This window comes from Pseudoalteromonas arctica A 37-1-2, from assembly GCF_000238395.3.
GTDB lineage: Bacteria > Pseudomonadota > Gammaproteobacteria > Enterobacterales > Alteromonadaceae > Pseudoalteromonas > Pseudoalteromonas arctica.
The window spans coordinates 1,735,322-1,753,682 of sequence record NZ_CP011025.1 but is presented as its reverse complement, the minus strand read 5'-3'; the positions used below and the strand labels follow the sequence as shown (position 1 = coordinate 1,753,682).

Here is an 18,361-nt window from a genome sequence, read left to right as displayed (position 1 = left end):
TTTAGAATTATAAATTCGATTTACGAAGAAAGTGTGTACTTGCGAAGTTAAGTCCATCTTTCGCGTGTGATACGAGTAAGTGTAAAATTCCATATTTACCATTTTAGTGATTTGTTATTAATTTAATGCAAAAATTCTGGCGATAAAATATACACATAAAGACTGCAGGTCAAGTTTCGCTGCAATATGGGTAATTGTTAATTTATGATTTTAGCATAATTATGCATATTGCAGCTTAATTCTTTTTTAGCTTAATCGTACGCTGTAAGTTATTAAATGAGAAAACCTAGCTTCTTAGTTTAAGGGAAACCAATACAACACCGTGGTCGGTAGTTAAATCATCACGCTCATACTCGGGGTTTATTAAGTGCCTGTCGTAAGTGTTATAAGCGCTTACTTCAAAAAAGCTGTCATCGTAGCTAGCGTCAAACTCACACGACAATAAAATGTAATCAAGCACAGAGCTGCTCGCGCCATAATAATGTGTTGGCGGCCTTAACGGTGCTGTCTTTGTTATATTTATATTTTTTACTTGGCTTTTATCTGCTGAATCAACAATCTCGCTGTTATTGCTATCACAATCACTTTGTACATCGTTTGTTATTGCTTCATCGCTAAAAACCTCATTATTACTTAGCTGCGACTTAACAAACAAATCCCATGAATCATTTAAACAATATTTTGCTAAGTAGGTTTTAGCATCAAACGCAGGAGCAAAGCGTAGCGTACTCGTCAGTAAATGGCTTAATACGCCATCCGCAAGTTCATTATTAAAGTCCCCCATTAATAGCATGGGTTGCTGCGTAGCTTCGCGGCGAGTAATCATTTGCATCATTAGCAATGTAGCTTCACTGCCACGCTGAATAGTTGAGCCCCACCCACCCGCTACATTTGCTTTTAAAATCTCAATTATGTTTTGCTCGGGCGCTAGCTCTTTGTTGTGTTCATCAACATTAATCATTGGGCGCTTAGATTTAAAATGCACCACATAACAATCAGTATTGCCTATGTGCGGTAAAGTAACGGTCGCTCTCAATACCTTACGACTAAAAGTAAACTCACTATTAAGGCCAAGCGTACTTGCAAGCTCACTATCGTGTTCAACCGCTGCTACCTCAACTATCGGGTATTTAGAGGCAATTGCTACCACGGGGCGTTTATAAATAAAGTCATCAATCACCTCGGGTGTATCAACTACTGCAAAGTAATTATAGCCTTGCCCGCCCACTAGCTCTTTTAACGAATCAATACTAAACACTTCCTGAAAACCAATCACATCAGGGGTATGCTCTGTTAAGTAATCAACAATCCAACGCTGCTTTTTAGCCCACTGCTGCGCGGTATAAATTTTCTCAAACTCATAGTATGCATTGGGTGGCTCAAGATAGTTAAACAGGTTAAATGTGGCTATTTTTAGTTGGGTGTTAATAATTACAGATTCTTCACGGTTTAAATCTGTATCTAACTGTTTAAGATCTTGATTGCTGATGGGTATCGCCTAAGTAAAGTTGAAAGTGTTGCTTGCTTATAAACTATCATTTTATTACATGTTTACGTAATAAATCAGCCTGCTTAATTGTAATTTTATACACTCTTTTATTTTAGTCTTTATTATATCCCTCAATAAATAGCATTAACGTGCTTAACCAGATAAAATTCGCGGCAATTAAATATGAGCGAAGCGACATTGTAATGAGTAGAAAGATTGAACTATTAGCCCCAGGCGGTGATGTAAACGCGGTAAAAGCCGCCATTGTAGCCGGTGCTAATGCGGTTTATTGTGGGTTAGATACCTTTAATGCACGTAACCGAGCGTCTAATCTTTCGTTTGATGAGCTTAACGGCGCACTTCGCCTAGCCCATGAATACGGCTGTGAGATTTTTTTAACGCTAAATGTAGTTATATTAGAGCACGAAATGGGTGCGCTATTTAAGCTATTAAACCAGCTAGTAAATACCACGCTCGACGGCATTATTGTGCAAGATTTAGGGTTGTTCAATATTGTTAAAAAACACTTTCCTACTTTACATATTCACGCATCAACTCAGTTAACTACACATAACGAATCACAAGTTGAGTTTTTAGCGCGCATTGGCGCTACACGTGTAAATTTATCGCGCGAGCTTAACTTAACTGAAATTAAAATACTGACCGACGTAGCGCATAAATGCGACGTATTAACCGAAGTATTTGTGCACGGCGCATTATGTATTGCGTTTTCAGGGCAATGTTACTCAAGCTCGGTAAGTGTGGGTAACTCGGGTAACCGTGGTCGCTGCTCGCAAGCATGTCGTGACGAATACGAGCCAACGGCGATGGGTAACAAACATCCGTTAAACTTAAAAGACAATTCAGCTTATTTTGACCTACCAGAGCTGGTAGCCGCAGGTGTTGATTCGTTAAAGGTAGAAGGCCGTATTAAAGGCGCTAACTACGTACATACGGTTATTGATAGCTGGCGCAAACAAATAGACACGTTTGTGCAAACCGGTAACCTAATTGAAGACGACTCAAGCTTGTATAAAGTATTTAACCGTAACTTTACTAATAAGTTTTTAACCGGCGACATGACCAAAAACATGTTTACCGATAACCCGCGCGACCATAGTTTTGATCACGCAAATGAAAAAAACAACGCAATTTCGGTCGTGCAAATTTACGATGCACAGCAAGAGCTTTCTACTCAAAAAAGTGAAATTGATTCGTTAGTTAAAAAGAAAATTGAATTTTTAGATATTTCAAAGCGCGAGCTTACATTAGAATTTACAGGGCAATTAAATCAGCCATTCACTGTAAACATAATTATTGAAGATAAAAACGATATTACGCTTTCGAATAAAAACGAAAAAGAGCCCCTACGCTTTGAAGTTCAATCGCAAATGCCTATGCAAACCGCCGATAAATCGGTTGTTGATATTGCTGCTATTGATAAACGTTTTAAAAGCTTTAGTAATGCTAATTTTGAAATTAAAAATATGGATTACTCAAACTTAGGCAATAACTTAAGCATTCCGTTTAAAGAGCTCGCCCGTATTAAAAAGCAAGTCGCGTTTTTATTAAACGAAGGTAAAGACGTACTCGCCCCTGTTGAACTGCCTAAATTGGTGAATCACGAAAAAGCAGATAAAAACAAAACAACACTCTCCATTTTAATATCGGACATAAAAGACGTTCACCTATGTGATTTAACAGATGGCGATGTTTACTTTAAATTACCTGAGAGCTTTAGAACCGATAACGATAAATACATCAACGTATTTTTAGAGCACCCGCAGTTAATTCCGTGGTTCCCGGCGGTATTAATTGGTAAAGATTTTGAAGAAGCAGTGCGTTTGCTCGAGGTTGTAAAACCTAAGCTTATTATTAGTAACAACACAGGCGTAGCATTTAAAGCAGTGCAAATGGGTCTTGACTGGATTGCAGGTCCGTTGTTAAACACTACAAACTCTTATGCGTTACTAACACTACAAGAAGATTTAAACGCAAAAGGCGCGTTTATTTCAAACGAAATAAACAAACCACAAATGCGTAATATTAAACGCCCTAACAACTTTAAAATGATGTACAGCATTTATCATCCAATACTAATGATGACCAGCCGACAATGTTTTTTCCAGCAAACCGTTGGCTGTAAAAAACCACGTATTGACGCAAGCTGTATGTTGAGCTGTAAAAAAGAAACAACCGTTACCAATGTTAAAGGCATTAGCTTTGCTATTGATAAACAAAAAGGCGGCTACCCGAGCATTTATAACCACGAGCAATTTTTAAATATGGATATTGTGACCGATTACGCTGACAAGTTTGACGAGTTTATGATTGATTTAACCGACATTGGCTCAGGCGATAAAGAAAAACTCGATAAAGCCGTGTTACTTGCGCATTTTCAGGATTTAATTAGCGGGAAAACACAAGCAGCTGATCAGTTAAATCACATGGTAAAAGTAAAAACACGTCAGCAATATGTTGAAGGCTTAAACAGCTAAGGTAAGTATTAAAATGACATTGCCATTATTATATTCATTACAACACTGCCCATACGCAATGCGTGCACGAATGGGTATTTTAATGGCAGAGCAACACGTGCTACTACGCGCTATAAAAACTAAAAATAAGCCACCGCATCTTTTGCAAATATCGCCAAAAGGTACAGTGCCTGTTTTATTATTGCCGAATAATCAAGTTATAGATGAAAGCCTAGATATTATGCTCTGGGCTTTAAAGCAAAACGATCCGTATAATTTACTGCATACTCAAGACCCATTAGCACTTGAGCGCATGCTTGAGTTAATTAAGCTAAACGACACGCAATTTAAACCCGTGCTCGAAAAGTACAAATTTTATGCTCGCACAAAAGACATGGCACAAATTTATTACCAAAAAGCCTGCGAAGAATTTATTAAGCAATTTGAAGTAAAGCTAACCACGCATAAATACTTAATGGGCGATGAAAAAAGTCTAGCCGATTATGCCCTGCTGCCATTTATTAGACAGTTTGCCCGCGTAGATAAACATTGGTACTTACAAAGTGAATACACGCATGTACGCGCATGGTTAAACGAGTTTTTACACGCCCCCATGTTCACCAAAGTTATGACCAAATTTGATTTGTATATGGACTGCGGCGAAGAGTTTTTGTACGGCGTTAAAAAACCTTAACTTAGCCTTTGTTTTATAAGAAATTACATTGTCATAGCCAACTACAAAGCTAAGCATTGAATTATTCTCATCATCGAATTTAAGCCCTTTATTTACGCTATACTGCCCTCCCCATTACTAACAAACGCTATGCATTATGAACTACTCAAACTTTGGCACTAAATTCACACAACCCAACGGCATTACTCAGTTAATGGAAGATTTAGGTGGTGCTAAAAACAGCAACAATCCTAATATTGTTATGCTTGGTGGCGGTAACCCCGCATTAGTACCACAAGTAAATGAGGTTTTTTTAAGTGAATTACAAAAACTCGTTGTCAGTAATAAGGTATCGCAAGTATTTGGCCTTTACGACGGCCCAACCGGTAACGACGAGTTTAGAGCGGCATTAGCAGGCCAGCTAAGTAAAGAGTATGCATGGGATATTAGCGCCGATAACGTAGCACTTGGTAATGGCAGTCAAGCTAACTTTTTTGTGTTGTTTAATATGTTGGCAGGCGAAATGCCGGATGGCAGCCATAAAAAGATTTTATTTCCCCTTGCGCCAGAGTACATAGGTTATGCCGATCAAGGCTTATCGGCTGATATGTTTGTTGCCATAAAGCCTGATATCGAAATTTTAAATACAGGTAGTGCATCAAAACAGTTTAAATACGTAATTGATTTTAAAGCAGTTGAAAAAGTACTAGCAAACGACAGCAGCATAAGCGCGCTGTGCGTATCACGCCCTACTAACCCAACAGGTAATGTAATTACTGACGATGAAGTAAAACACCTTGATTTGCTCGCTAAGCAATATGGTATTCCACTCATTATTGATAACGCGTACGGCGATCCGTTCCCAGGTTGTATTTACACCGACGCAAACCTAACGTGGAACTCAAACATTATTTTATGTATGTCACTTTCAAAACTTGGCCTACCGGGTTTACGCAGCGGTATTGTGGTTGCAAACAATGAGATTATTAAAGCAATTGGCCGCGTAAATGGCAGCATGGTGTTATCGCCAAATAGTATTGGTCCAAGCTTAGTGACACGCTTAATTAACGACAACGAACTACTCCCACTGTGCCGCAACGTTGTACTGCCCTTTTATCGTAATAAAGCACACATAGCGATTGAGTTGTTTGATGAAGTATTTGCCGAATTGCCTGTTTATTTGCACAAAGTTGAAGGCGCATTTTTTATGTGGCTGTGGTTTAACGATGCAAAAATGACAAGCGAGGTGTTGTATCAAAAGCTTAAAAAGCAAGACGTGTATGTGATCCCAGGTCACAACTTTTTTATCGGCATTGACGACAGCTGGGCGCACAAGCACGAGTGTATTCGTATTAACTATGCTACCGATGCAGATACCCTAAAAAAAGGCTTAGAAGCGATTAAAAACCTAATAAAGTAAATATACTGATGCCGATATTAATATTGGCATCACTCATTTAACTCGCTTATATATTCGTTTAAAATTCATGCAAACGCACTGTACCCCCTTTAAATTTATATACAAGTTGGTATCCTACTCGACCTTTTTTAATAGCAATTCGCTTAATTAAGTGATTTATTCTGAGGTGGGAAAATCGTGTCGATAACCAGGCAAAAATTTCGTTATTTAGTTGTTATCACTAATTGCTCCTGCATTGCTCTACCTCCTGCATCCATGCAGTCGTATATCAGAAATTTTTAACGCAGTTAGCGTCAGATTTAATCCCTCAAATTGATTAAGTATTATTGCGGATTGGTATAACTTATACTTATTAAAAAAGAACCAGCCAAGGGGCGATAATCGCTGCAGGGCACTTAATTAAAGTGGCAGCAATAACACTACAGGCATCGCGTATAAATATTGGTTTTAAACGTTAGATGTAACTTTAAATAGCAACATGCAATAGCACTATTAAGGTCAATTATGCGATTAGGACCAGGACTACTCGTCACCGCTGCCTTCATTGGACCAGGGACTATTACTACCGCCAGCGTGGCAGGTGCAAACTTTGGTTTTGCACTTATATGGACATTACTGTTTTCAGTAGTTGCCACTATATTATTACAATCTATGGCGGCGCGCCTTGGCGTTGCTACCGGGCAAGATTTAGCTCAAGCGCTCAGAGCACATATTCAAACGCCTTTATTTAAATCTTTAGCTATATTTTTAGTCATTAGCGCCATTGGTGTGGGCAGTGCAGCTTATGAAGCGGGTAATTTAAGTGGCGCTAGCATGGGATTAATTGAAATATTCCCTCAAGTTAGTCCTCAACTATGGACACCACTTATTGCTTTTTTTAGTGCAGCTTTACTGTATAGCGGCAAACATAAAGTGGTTGAAAACGCGCTAATTTTACTCGTTATTTTAATGAGCTTAGTGTTTATCTCAACACTTGTAATGGCAGCCCCTTCACTGGGTGATGTATTTGCTGGTTTTATTCCTAGTATACCTGAGGGTTCGATTACAACCATACTAGCTTTAGTTGGCACTACCATTGTGCCGTATAACTTATTTTTACACTCCGGCGTACTCGCTGCTAGACACGACAGTAACAGCGACATGCAAAAAGTGATTAAACAAACAAATGTTGATACAGGCCTATCAATCACTTTAGGCGGTGTGATCACTTTAGCTATTTTATCTACAGCTTCAGTTGCATTTTATGGCACCGATGCGGGGCAAATTAGTGCGGCCAATATGGCCGTGCAGCTAGAGCCATTGCTTGGTGATGCCGCTCATTACTTTTTTGCTATTGGTTTATTTGCTGCAGGTTTAACAAGTGCTATTACAGCGCCACTTGCCGGTGCTTATGCTGTGTGTGGCATGTTAGGTTGGTCAAACGATATGGGTAACACGCGCTTTAAAGGCGTCGCTATTGTTATTTTATTGTTTGGTGCTGCTGTGGCGTCACTCGGTTTAGACCCTGTCGCGGTAATTATATTCGCGCAAGCGGCTAACGGGTTATTACTCCCTATTGTTAGCACCTACCTTGTATGGCTGGTTAATCAAAAAGGGGTTATGGGAAACTACACTAACTCTTTGGTGTTAAACCTGGTAACCCTACCCGTTTTAATCCTAATTTTTGGGCTAAGTAGCTACAAACTAATTAGTTTAATTTTTTAATTTAACTCTAAAAATCATATTTAAAGGCCGCTGTTTACAATAGACAGCGGCCTTTATTTATTAATCACTAAATAACGTATAAGCCGTACTTATATTCACACATCTAACACGCTTTTTGGTTTTTAGTTGCCTTAACTAATTGCGAAAACGCAAAACCACCTACCGCGCCTGCAAGCAGTTGAGCATAAAAACCCCAGCCTCTTGCGCCCGCTATAATATGAATATTCATAATTGATTCAATGGCAATTAACACAATAGCAAATGCCACAATGCCAGCAATAACAAATAGCTGAGTACTGTATTTTTTAACCTTTTTATTAAGCTTTACGGTAACAAAAAAAGCGATGGCAAGTGCTACGGCAATAATAGCGCCGTAGGTAGGTAATAGGCCTAACCAATCATCAAGCGTTAAACTAGCACGATCACTAAAGCCCACCACTACACCTACATTAACTAATTGATTGACAACGTATTGGCTATGAAACAAGCTAGCAAGTGTGAATGTAAGTAACCAAGAAACTAAAAATGAAGGCAATATACGTGTTAAAAACGACATGGTTATCTCAACTTAAAATAAAGCTTTTCTCTTATACTAGTTATGCTAGCAAAGGCTTGCCCCGTAAACAATGTATCTCCTTTTTTACTTTGCTTTCGCTTTTTTCGTTTTCTGTTAATGCAGATGTTGCGCTACCAAAGGAGCAATACAGTACAAAAACACTGGCTACGCAATTACAGTCTCCGTGGAGCATGGTTGAACTACCAAACGGCACATGGTTAATTACAGAGCGTGATGGCCACGTAGTTATAGTTAAAAACAACGTGCAATCAAGAGTAAAATTAAACCTAACAGGTTTATACGTAGCAGGCCAAGGTGGTTTACTCGACATTGTGTTATCACCAGATTATAACAACTCCAAAGAAATTATTTTTACTTATGCCCAAGGTGATGCAAGCGCAAACAGGCTTGTTGTTGCCAAAGCCACGTTTAATGGCACTGACTTTTCAAAGCCTAACGTTATTTATAAAGTAGCGACTAATAAAAACACACCGCAACATTACGCAGGACGCGCCCTTGTCCTACCCGGCAATACGTTATTAGTTTCAACGGGCGATGGGTTTGATTTTAGAGAGCAAGCACAGGTTATCACCAGCCAACTTGGTAAAATATTACGTATAAACCTAGATGGCACCATTCCAACAGATAACCCATTTATTAATCACAAAAACCTAAATGCACATGCTGTTTACTCACTTGGTCATCGTAACCCTCAAGGCTTAGTTTATGATTACGATACGCAGCAAATTGTTAGCAACGAACACGGCCCTGCAGGCGGTGACGAGCTAAACTACTTAACCGCTGGCACTAATTATGGCTGGCCGGTAATCACCTATGGCAAAGATTACTCGCAAGCGCGTATTTCACCATTTACCGAATATAAAGGCATGCAAAAACCAAGTGTTAATTGGACGCCATCAATAGCGCCATCAGGCATGGCGTATTACGGCTCTAAACATGCAGCCTTCCCTTCGTTACAGCAACATGTGCTTATCACTACCCTTGTTGATAAAAAGCTCTACAGCGTTAATCTGGCAAGTAGTCAATTTACGCAGTCTCACGTATTTCCAGAAGCGGCAGGCAGGTTAAGAGATGTGTTTATAACTGATAAAGGTAACGTCGCAGTATTAACAGACGATAAAGAGGCAAAGCTAATGTTGATGACAGCAAACTAATTCATAAAGCAAATAAAAGCCGCTGCGCTTTAAAAGTAAGTAGCGGCTTTCAATAAGCCACTTTGGTTAATTAAGTAATTTGATCAGTAAGATCAGGGGTTAACCCCTTTAGTTTTAAGATTAAGGTGAGCGTCTTTATTATGTTATTAACAACGTTCTTGTCTCTAATTGCCTTTGCATATACTTACTGTGCTTGTTATTTACCCGATTCTAATTGCTGTCTCAATAATTCAATAAGTTGAGTGTTAAGTCCGGTAATTTCGGCTTCTAGCACCTTCACTTTAGCCTGCGACTCTTCATCATCTTTACTGCGTAATAATGCAGTTTCCTGTAGTAGTTTTTCTATCTTTTCTTGTATTTCAGCAATCTGTTCATCAATAGGATCTTCTTCAGATTGTGATGCCTGACTTGCATCTTCATTGCCTGATAATTTACGTAACGCTTCACGATTTTGATCTTCCAGACTTTTTTCTTTTCCTTCTTCGGATATATCCACTTGGTCACTTTGAACCGCTGCTTTGTGCACAGTCGCTTTTTCGGTTACTTCATCAGCTACCACCTTTAAAATTTGTTTTTGCGGGTAAGTTTCTAAAGGTTTAGAGGTTATGTGAACTGACATTTTATCCATTTTAATATTCCTTGTTCCGTCAATTATTGGCGAGAAGTAGTTAACTATAAATATAATGCTTTACCAAAAGCCAATTGTAATAGCCCTTGTTTGATTCTTTATTAGATTACACTTTACTCACAAGCTTGCCCATTGTTGTTTTAAACCAACGAGGTGAATAATACCAAAAGATAAACAAATAATAGAACTCCAAATCTAAAACTCAGGCGAACGCCCCATAGGGTTATTTATTAGAAAGAACCCTGCAACACCTCGGGCTAAATAAATAAAAGTTATTAATACAAGAGCTAGGCGGATGAATGGAAGTTTAAAAATAACACCTGCGGCTGAAAATGCATACAATGACCAAGTTGATAGAATCAGAACAATTACACTAGTAATAAGAGTTGGTTTAATACTTCCTTGCTCAGAAAGTAATGCCATTTGCTCTCCTGCACCGAAAAACCGATACCAAGAACCTCCAAAATAGATACAACCCAAATGCAAAGTTGCTACAACAGCACTTAATGTACCTGCAATTATTAGAAAAACATTCATAGAGCGATAAAACCTCCGTGAGACATAACGAACCTGTAAATTAACTGGTTTATTTATCTTGATAAACAAACCATAGCCGGGTTTCTACCTGGGTACAATCGATTGTTGAATGTTTACGCGTAATATCAAAGTCCGCATTAAACTAGACAGCCACTCCAATTGTAAATTAATCTGGCGCTAATGGTGAGTTTACGCAGTCTCACATATTCCCAGAGACCGCAGGACGATTAAGAGATGTGTTTGTAACAACTGAGGAAAATATAGCTATATTAACCGATGGGGAAGATTCAAAGCTTATGTTGGTGATACCGAATTAATTTACATGAAATAACCAACAATAAAGCTAATGGCCAAAGGAAAACCTCATAATACCATCATCAAATCATTGACGTTTAAGTGGACACGAATACTATTTAGGTGCTGGAAAACACATACGCCCTACGATGAATCAACTTACTTAACCGCTGTTAAAATTTGCGGTGGAAAGTGAGCTTTAGCGCTTGCTGTCCACCTCAGGGCGTGTTGTTAGCTGTAGATTAGTTGCGGGGGTGTTCGTTACATTGCTGCTTTTTACCAAAAACACCAAACCAAAATGTAAGTTCCAAAGCCACACCTAAAACAACAAAGATAACTATGCCTTGAGAAAATCCGTAGCCATACGAAATAAGAGCGGCTAATAATAAACCCGCCAAAATTATCCATTTGTGTAATATTTTCATAAATCCCTCTTATTAAAACAATTAAGTACCAATTAAATATATGTGCAGAATATTTTTTGAGCAAGGGCAAATCTGTAACATTATATAATCACAACAGTACGACAATACAGCTAAAGCTCCCATAAGCCGTGAGCTGTGCTGGCACAATTTGTTGCGCCTTTGTTCTTTGCAACAGCGTTGCGAATCAGCTTGATGGGCTTGTTATATGCCAATCCCCTAACACTTTATAGTATAAGTAATTGGATTTTTATAATTCCAATTGGAACCCGAAGTTTCAACTTTATCTAAAACTGTAAACTCTTTAATTTCTCTTCGAACACTCTTTGTTTTCATCAAAAATAAAAATATCCAGAGACTAAAGCAACAAAAAAATAATACTGCGATACTGTAATAATTAAAGTATGAAAAAAATATCGCTGAGGAAGCAAAAAATAAAGAAAGCCACTTAAAGTTTGGGCTAAACACTATGGTAACTTTAGAATCATCAAGCTGCTTCCTTGTATATATGAACATACTACTCTCCAACTACCTCTAGGCATATAACGAGCCTGTAGATTAACTCGTTTTTAAATTTGTTTTTATTGATAAACAAACCATAGCTGAGTTCCTATTTTGGTTCAATTGATTACTGTATTTTTACGCGAATATAGAAGTGTTTGATATTGTTTTAATTGGCGTTTTGGAAGGGATTACGGGTGTTTGAGTGGCTTTTATTTAGAGTAAGAGGGCTTACCCTTCTTAATGCATCGTGTTTTGCAGCTTTTCTATATTATGAACAAGGCAATACAGTTGCCCCACCGTAAACCAAAGGTATTCACTTTCGTTTTACTCCGTAAAGTCAGTTTATTCATGTCTTTGTTCACTGTAATGTTCCGCTTTTTATTTAAAGGAAAGCCGGTTCGATACAGCCGAGCCGTTTGCCATTCTTTAATAAACAGCTGTCGTCGACCTATGGGGCTGTCTATTTTTACTTTCATTTTGTCTACATAGCTCAGTTTTTTGCGCGATTCATTATTTATAAACTGTACTTGTCGCCCCGTTTTAATGGGTGGCTTTCGCATGCATTGCTGCTGTAGCGGGCACGTTTTACAGTCTTTTAAATAACCGCAGAATCGCGTGTATTGCTGGTTATGGCTGTTTACATTAACTCCGCTTCGCCACATATCATTACCTGCTGGGCAGCGGCATGTTTGGGTTGCTTCATCATAATGAAAATCGTCTGAGGTAAATAACCGAGGCTTGCCTTTGCTGCGTTTTAGTCGGCGTTTTTCTTGCTCCGTTTCGTATGTTTCGCTGGCTTTAAACAGCGGATTTCGTTTTCTAAATTGGTTATCTGCAACGTACGTATCGAACCCACTTTGCGCCATAAATCCAAGATTCACTTCGCTGTTAAACCCACTGTCTGCAGTGAATTTAATAGTATGTTCATCTGCGCGTTTTTCTGTATTGAGTTTAGCGAGTTGCTGTTTTAATTGTGCAACAGCTGGCTGTAAAGTTTGTTGTTCGCCCACTGAACCCCATGCTTGTGCTTGCAGGATGATTTGGTGTTTATCGTCATTAATAGCGATGCCATTGTAGCCTTGGATTGTGCCTTTTGAGGTAGTCATTTTTGCACTATCTGGATCAGTGATATTACTTTTAACAGGCTTGCCTTTACTGCCTGTTTTTTCTTTGTGAGTGGCTAAGAACTCGGTAATTTTACCTGCACTTTTATCTAGCTTTTCTTTTTGTTTTAAATCCTGAGTTATCAATTCTTCGCCCAGCCCATCTTGTGATTGGTGGCGTTCAATAATACGTTTGCTTGCGCGTTCTAGTTTTGCTTTTTTTGCGGCTTAACTCATCGAATGTGCCGCTCCACTCTTTACTCGCATTGGACTTTAATTTACACCCATCAATGGCAAACATGTTGCGGCCTATCAAGTCTTCCTCATCACATATCATCAGCACTTGCGTGAAAAGTGGCTCAATCTGTTCATGCATTTTAGCCACAAAACCCGCTATAGATGTGTAATGCGGCTGGATATCACCCGACACACTCATAAATAAAATATTATGCTCGCAAGCCTTTGCAATCCGACGGCTACTGATAAAACCATGTGCATAGCCCAGTAAAATAATCTTTAGCATTACCGAAGGCGGATACGCAGCAGCGCCCGTTTTGTCATTGTTGTACCACGCGTCAAACCCCGATAAATCGAGTTTATTTTCGACAATATAACAAAGGGCATACTCAAAAGTGCTAGGCAGAATTTGCTCAGCGAAATTGATAGGAATGAATTTATTTTGACAGGATAAGTCAGGCTTGTAGTTAGCCATAACAGTTTACCATGGGTGAATAATATCTATTAGATCACAGCGAACAGATGGATTCAAGGTTAAAAAGCAACCAACCAAGAATAGTTGGATACGTTCCTAAAAAGAGTAATTCTACAGCCTCAACGCCCCATTAAGAGGCAAATAATGGTTGGCTAAAATAGGCGACGAAGGAGCAGATAGCCAACTGTTATTTGTCCTGCTTGAATGGCTTGTTATGTGCTTTTTAGCTAGAGCACATGGATGTCATTTATTGTCGCACTGAACTCATTGTCACTTATACGACTAAATTCGAACTCGACTGTTAAGTCTGTTATTTCACCGTTAACTGGTAAATAAAAACCGTAGAGGAAACTACCATCGTCACACTCCAAGAATTCAGGTGTGCACAATGACATTTCTGTGTTTTGAATTTGATAGTTTGACTCGCTATCAAAGTAATCAATTACAGCTTCAGTTATTTCTTGTTTTCCCCAGCGAGCGCCATAATTGTTAGGCGCAGAAATGAGTGCATTTGCTTGTTCAAAGTCACCTTGAGATAGAAATAAAAGCCACTTCTGGCAATATGCTTTTAACTCTAATTCTACATTCTGAGGAGACAATTGAACCATGAACCTTCCTTAGCACATAACGTCTTAGTATTTATACGTTACGTTGTTTGTATCGTATAAATACCTTGTTGAACGAAGCATGCTCCTCACTCAACGTTTTTATTGGTATGTTTAATGCTATAGGAATTCTCTTTTTTAGGGAAGTTGTCGATTGCAGTTTTATTGGACACTCTTTTACTACTAAACGGGTTAATTACTGTTTATTAATTACATTTCTACGTTCTTTTATATCGTTTCTGCCTGCTTATTGTCTTCTGTCATCCTTTTTATTTATTTTAGGCAACACCGCATTTAAGCTGATCTTCTGTCACACCAACTTATTTAACGAATTGTTTTTAAGTGTTCGACTTACTACTCAACCACTATTCATTATTATGCCTCCCGTCGCTAGGCCGTCTATTTTTGCATCCTTTATACAGAGGCTTTTCATTATCAACTGCCCTTGCTTACATGATGGGCACGGCCAATTAACTCTCATCGCACCTGTTGTATCTGACTTTCCCTTATTTTTAGTCTCATGCTTGTCTGTTTATGCGCTGATAATACCCCGTTTCTTTGCTCTACACGCACTGGCTAAAAACCCGTAGTGCCGTATTCGCATAAACCCACTTGGGAGCACATGCAGTAAATAGCGCCTAATAAATTCTATGCCTGTTAATGTCATTCGCTTTATTTTGCTGTCTCGGTAGTCTTTATAACTAAACGTGACATCATCTTTTGTTACTTGCTTAAGCCGTCCTTCATGCAACATGCCCTTACGTGTGTAGCGTCCAAGGTATTTCAACACCGTTTTCGCTTCGGTCAAATTCACTTTGCTGTGTACACACCATGATTTTGTCATTAACAATTCGTTTTGAGGTATCGTTAGTTTATGCGCCCTAATGGCTGCTAGCATTTTTGCTCTAAACACGGTTGCTAAGGCTTTTACTGCAAATAAATACGGCTTTTTAACACCCCGCCACTCACCTGACGATGTTAATACGCCACCTGGAATTAAACAGTGCAAATGAATATGTTGAGCAAGGCTTTGCCCCCATGTATGTAAGACCGCAGTCATTCCTAACGTGCCTTGTAGCTGTTTTTTACGCTGCGCAAACTGACTAAGGGTTTGCCATACAGCATGAAATAAACAGCTGTAAATCTCACGCGGATATTGCCTTGCTAATCCATTTAGTTCATGAGGGAGTGTAAATACCAGATGAAAATAAGGCGCATTGATGACATCCTTACTTTGTTGTTCACTCCATTGATCGCTAACATGCCCTTGGCACTGCGGACAGTGTCTATCTCTGCATGCGCAGTACACCGTTTTATTATGATCGCAGCGATCACACTGCCATTGCTGAGCGCCTAACTTTACGGTTCGACAGTCCTGTATATGCTGACACACTCGCTGTTGTTGATAGGTTAATGCATGGACTTTTTTATAGTGACTGAGGTGTTGCGCTAAGACATCCGCGACATGATGCATTGTTGCTATCTTAATCCTCCTCCCACGCAGCCATTAAATCATGGCTACTATGTGCCATCTCTGGCAACCAATGCAAATAACGCTCTGTCGTACGAATACTCGTATGTCCGAGCTGTTTTTGTAACTGATGAAGCGGCATACCAGCTTCAATTTGATGTGTAGCATAAGCATGGCGCAAGCTATGCGCGGATACATTTTTTGTAATTTCAGCACGCGTTACCGCACGTTTTAATCCACGACTAAACGTTTTTGCATCAATCGCTTTTTCTTTATCCCAGTTGGTACAAAACAGTATACTGCCAAGGGAAAAGCCTGCTATGTAAGCGTTTAACCGCCTTGCTGCACTTTTAGGTAATATGACACGACGGTCTTTATTGCCTTTTCCTGCTCTAACCCATAGGCAGTCTTGGCTAAATTCAATATCAACAACCCGTAAATTCAGTAATTCACTTATTCTGAGCCCACACCCATAGCAAATACAAAGCATGACTTTTTGCTGTGCAGATGCCATATTTAAGAACAGACGATGAACCTCATCTCGTGTTAATAATATCGGTATTGTGTGTGCCTTTTTAGGCAATACGATATCAATGCTGAATGAGCGCTGTAGTACATATTTATATAAAAAATTAACGGCATTGAGTTTTACTGCAATCGTTGCACGCGACAAGTGCTGTGTTAGATTTACATACCTAAAATACGCCTCAAGCTCTTCCTTATTAATTAAGTCAGGCGATTTATCGTAGTAATTAGCTAACTGAGCAAGTGCATTTATATAAGATTCTTCGGTACGTGGTGAGTAGCCTCTTAAACGGATCTCGTCTATGACGCGTTGTCTTAATGGGGTCATTGGTTTTCTCCGGTGAATAGGGGGAAGTCCCAATGACAAGTGTGGCAATTATGCTGGAGGTTGCTAGCTCCGCGTAGCGGCTTTGTTCAACAACTTTGTATCCGACATTTGTCGCTTTATAAACCGACAAATGTCCAAATATTACAAAGGTTCTAATTTAACCAGCTAATAAGGACTTGTAAACAACTAGTTAGCCGATATTTAAGTTTCCTTGATGTAGAAATACCCCAAAATGGTAGAGATCAGTAATATCGGACAAAAAAGTAATGAGCCATAAAATAGGTGTAAGCGATGTTATTAATAAGATAACTTAAATTTTTCTCTAAGCTTTTGCCTTTAACCTAAACAAAAAAGCCGCTGTTCATTGCAAACAGCGGCTTTCGTCTTAAGATTTACAAGCTTAAAGCTTGCTTAACTTAAACTTGATTTTTATTGTTTACCAATCACTTCAAGTCCACCCATGTATGGGCGTAATACTTCTGGTACTACTACTGTGCCATCGGCTTGTTGGTAGTTTTCTAGTATGGCTACTAGTGTACGGCCAACGGCTAAGCCTGAACCATTTAGTGTATGTAGTAACTCTGGCTTTTTAACACCTTCACGGCGAAAACGTGCTTGCATTCTGCGCGCCTGAAAGTCAGCCATGTTTGAACAAGACGAAATTTCACGGTATGTGTCTTGCGCAGGTAACCATACTTCTAAATCGTATGTTTTAGCTGAGCCAAAGCCCATGTCGCCCATACATAAAATTACTTTACGGTACGGAAGTTCTAATGCTTGTAGTATTTGCTCTGCGTGACCTGTTAACTCTTCAAGCGTTGCCATTGAGTCTTCTGGTTTTACAAGTTGTACAAGTTCAACTTTATCAAACTGATGCTGACGAATTAAGCCACGTGTATCGCGACCATAGCTGCCTGCTTCACTTCTGAAACACGGAGTGTGGGCAACTAAGCGAATTGGTAAAGCGCTTTCATCGTAAATTTCGTCGCGTGCGCTGTTTGTAAGCGGTACTTCAGCTGTAGGAATTAAGCTAAAGCCGGCTTGTTGTTCGCCGTCGTCATTTACAAGGCCTAATGTGTGGAATAAATCGCCCGCAAATTTAGGTAGTTGGCTCGTGCCGTAAAGGCTTGCACTATTTACTAAGTACGGTACATACATTTCTGTATAGCCGTTTTTATCAGCATGTGTATCTAGCATAAATTGCGTTAGTGCACGGTGCATACGCGCTACTTGGCCGCGCATTACAGTAAAGCGTGCGCCACTAATTTTAACGCCCATTTCAAAGTCTAAGCCGTTTAGGTCTTGGCCTACATCTACGTGGTCTTTAACTTCAAAATCGAATTTTTTAGGTGTGCCCCACGTTAAAATTTCAACGTTGTCGTCTTCGTCTTTACCTGCGGGTACCGACTCGTCTGGCAAGTTTGGAATTGCTAAAGCAATGTCGTTAATTGCGGCTAATACTTCATCTTGCTCTGTTTTAGCGGCGTCTAGCTCACTGCCTAAGTTAGCCACTGCATCAAGTAGTGGCTGTGCGTCTTCGCCTTTAGCTTTGGCTTGACCAATTGCTTTTGCGCTTGCATTACGTTGACTTTGAAGTTCTTGCGTTTTTACTTGTAATGTTTTGCGTTTTTCTTCAAGTGCCGTTACCGTCGCAACATCGAGTTCGTAACCGCGCGCCGCTAAACGTGCTGCAGTTTGTTCGATGTCTTGACGTAAAAATTTAGAATCTAACATGTTA

12 protein-coding genes and 5 pseudogenes are annotated in these 18,361 nt (G+C 39.3%); 7 read left to right on the top strand and 10 right to left on the bottom strand.

What is annotated here, in order from left to right:
* Positions 1 to 286: 286 nt before the first annotated feature.
* The gene (locus tag PARC_RS07845) at positions 287 to 1,396 is read right to left on the bottom strand and encodes an endonuclease/exonuclease/phosphatase family protein (RefSeq protein WP_033013014.1); all 1,110 of its coding nucleotides are present in this window, start codon (positions 1,394 to 1,396) and stop codon (positions 287 to 289) included.
* A 296-nt stretch (positions 1,397 to 1,692) separates the two neighbouring features.
* Here PARC_RS07845 and PARC_RS07840 point away from each other — a divergent pair, with 296 nt between their 5' ends.
* The 4 genes from PARC_RS07840 to PARC_RS07825 all read left to right on the top strand — a co-directional run bounded on the left by PARC_RS07840 (position 1,693) and on the right by PARC_RS07825 (position 7,763).
* Positions 1,693 to 3,987 (top strand): peptidase U32 family protein, encoded by a 2,295-nt coding sequence (locus PARC_RS07840; RefSeq protein ID WP_010552637.1) that lies wholly within the window; start codon positions 1,693 to 1,695, stop codon positions 3,985 to 3,987.
* Between the two features lie 13 nt (positions 3,988 to 4,000).
* Positions 4,001 to 4,660, top strand: coding sequence for a glutathione S-transferase (locus PARC_RS07835; RefSeq protein ID WP_010552636.1), 660 nt, complete (start codon positions 4,001 to 4,003; stop codon positions 4,658 to 4,660).
* 136 nt (positions 4,661 to 4,796) lie between these two features.
* Positions 4,797 to 6,059 (top strand): valine--pyruvate transaminase, encoded by a 1,263-nt coding sequence (locus tag PARC_RS07830; protein ID WP_010552635.1) that lies wholly within the window; start codon positions 4,797 to 4,799, stop codon positions 6,057 to 6,059.
* A 504-nt stretch (positions 6,060 to 6,563) separates the two neighbouring features.
* Entirely contained in the window at positions 6,564 to 7,763 is a 1,200-nt protein-coding gene (locus PARC_RS07825) for an Nramp family divalent metal transporter (RefSeq protein WP_010552634.1), read from the top strand.
* 103 nt (positions 7,764 to 7,866) lie between these two features.
* Here the strand turns inward: PARC_RS07825 and PARC_RS07820 are convergent, their stop codons facing one another.
* The gene (locus PARC_RS07820; RefSeq protein WP_010552633.1) at positions 7,867 to 8,319 is read right to left on the bottom strand and encodes a hypothetical protein; all 453 of its coding nucleotides are present in this window, start codon (positions 8,317 to 8,319) and stop codon (positions 7,867 to 7,869) included.
* On the opposite strand from PARC_RS07820, the gene PARC_RS07815 reads away from it, so the two are divergent.
* Positions 8,304 to 9,494 carry a PQQ-dependent sugar dehydrogenase gene (locus PARC_RS07815; RefSeq protein ID WP_010552632.1) on the top strand — a complete coding sequence of 397 codons (1,191 nt, stop codon included), beginning with the start codon at positions 8,304 to 8,306 and terminating at the stop codon, positions 9,492 to 9,494. The two genes, PARC_RS07820 and PARC_RS07815, sit on opposite strands and share 16 nt — an antisense overlap.
* Positions 9,495 to 9,690: 196 nt before the next feature.
* Here the strand turns inward: PARC_RS07815 and PARC_RS07810 are convergent, their stop codons facing one another.
* Both PARC_RS07810 and PARC_RS07805 read right to left on the bottom strand, forming a co-directional pair.
* Positions 9,691 to 10,122, bottom strand: a complete 432-nt coding sequence (locus tag PARC_RS07810) for a hypothetical protein (RefSeq protein ID WP_010552631.1) — start codon at positions 10,120 to 10,122, stop codon at positions 9,691 to 9,693.
* Positions 10,123 to 10,239: 117 nt separating this feature from the next.
* Positions 10,240 to 10,659, bottom strand: a pseudogene (locus tag PARC_RS07805) (hypothetical protein).
* 176 nt (positions 10,660 to 10,835) lie between these two features.
* Here PARC_RS07805 and PARC_RS22005 point away from each other — a divergent pair.
* Together PARC_RS22005 and PARC_RS22050 are read left to right on the top strand one after the other, a co-directional pair.
* Positions 10,836 to 10,976 (top strand): annotated as a pseudogene (locus PARC_RS22005) (PQQ-dependent sugar dehydrogenase); the annotation flags it as partial.
* A gap of 32 nt (positions 10,977 to 11,008) precedes the next feature.
* A pseudogene (locus PARC_RS22050) lies at positions 11,009 to 11,149 on the top strand (IS110 family transposase); the annotation flags it as partial.
* Positions 11,150 to 11,195: 46 nt separating this feature from the next.
* Here PARC_RS22050 and PARC_RS07795 read toward each other — a convergent pair.
* The 6 genes and pseudogenes from PARC_RS07795 to serS form a co-directional block, all read right to left on the bottom strand.
* Entirely contained in the window at positions 11,196 to 11,378 is a 183-nt protein-coding gene (locus PARC_RS07795; RefSeq protein WP_010552629.1) for a hypothetical protein, read from the bottom strand.
* A 738-nt stretch (positions 11,379 to 12,116) separates the two neighbouring features.
* Positions 12,117 to 13,694 (bottom strand): annotated as a pseudogene (locus PARC_RS22045) (transposase).
* Between the two features lie 227 nt (positions 13,695 to 13,921).
* Complete coding sequence (locus PARC_RS07780; protein WP_010552627.1) at positions 13,922 to 14,302, bottom strand: hypothetical protein; 381 nt, start codon at positions 14,300 to 14,302, stop codon at positions 13,922 to 13,924.
* 355 nt (positions 14,303 to 14,657) lie between these two features.
* Positions 14,658 to 15,782: pseudogene (locus tag PARC_RS07775) on the bottom strand (IS91 family transposase).
* 1 nt (position 15,783) lies between these two features.
* Positions 15,784 to 16,623, bottom strand: a complete 840-nt coding sequence (locus PARC_RS07770; protein ID WP_010552625.1) for a tyrosine-type recombinase/integrase — start codon at positions 16,621 to 16,623, stop codon at positions 15,784 to 15,786.
* 429 nt (positions 16,624 to 17,052) lie between these two features.
* Entirely contained in the window at positions 17,053 to 18,357 is a 1,305-nt protein-coding gene (serS, locus tag PARC_RS07765) for a serine--tRNA ligase (protein ID WP_008168632.1), read from the bottom strand.
* Positions 18,358 to 18,361 lie beyond the last annotated feature (4 nt).

Bases quoted from the DNA above. Each gene is read 5' to 3' on its own strand.
- PARC_RS07825 (WP_010552634.1), top strand. From the start codon at position 6,564: ATGCGATTAGGACCAGGACTACTCGTCACCGCTGCCTTCATTGGACCA.
- PARC_RS07770 (WP_010552625.1), bottom strand. From the start codon at position 16,623: ATGACCCCATTAAGACAACGCGTCATAGACGAGATCCGTTTAAGAGGC.
- PARC_RS07820 (WP_010552633.1), bottom strand. From the start codon at position 8,319: ATGTCGTTTTTAACACGTATATTGCCTTCATTTTTAGTTTCTTGGTTA.
- PARC_RS07830 (WP_010552635.1), top strand. From the start codon at position 4,797: ATGAACTACTCAAACTTTGGCACTAAATTCACACAACCCAACGGCATT.
- PARC_RS07810 (WP_010552631.1), bottom strand. From the start codon at position 10,122: ATGGATAAAATGTCAGTTCACATAACCTCTAAACCTTTAGAAACTTAC.
- PARC_RS07795 (WP_010552629.1), bottom strand. From the start codon at position 11,378: ATGAAAATATTACACAAATGGATAATTTTGGCGGGTTTATTATTAGCC.
- PARC_RS07780 (WP_010552627.1), bottom strand. From the start codon at position 14,302: ATGGTTCAATTGTCTCCTCAGAATGTAGAATTAGAGTTAAAAGCATAT.
- PARC_RS07835 (WP_010552636.1), top strand. From the start codon at position 4,001: ATGACATTGCCATTATTATATTCATTACAACACTGCCCATACGCAATG.
- PARC_RS07840 (WP_010552637.1), top strand. From the start codon at position 1,693: ATGAGTAGAAAGATTGAACTATTAGCCCCAGGCGGTGATGTAAACGCG.
- serS (WP_008168632.1), bottom strand. From the start codon at position 18,357: ATGTTAGATTCTAAATTTTTACGTCAAGACATCGAACAAACTGCAGCA.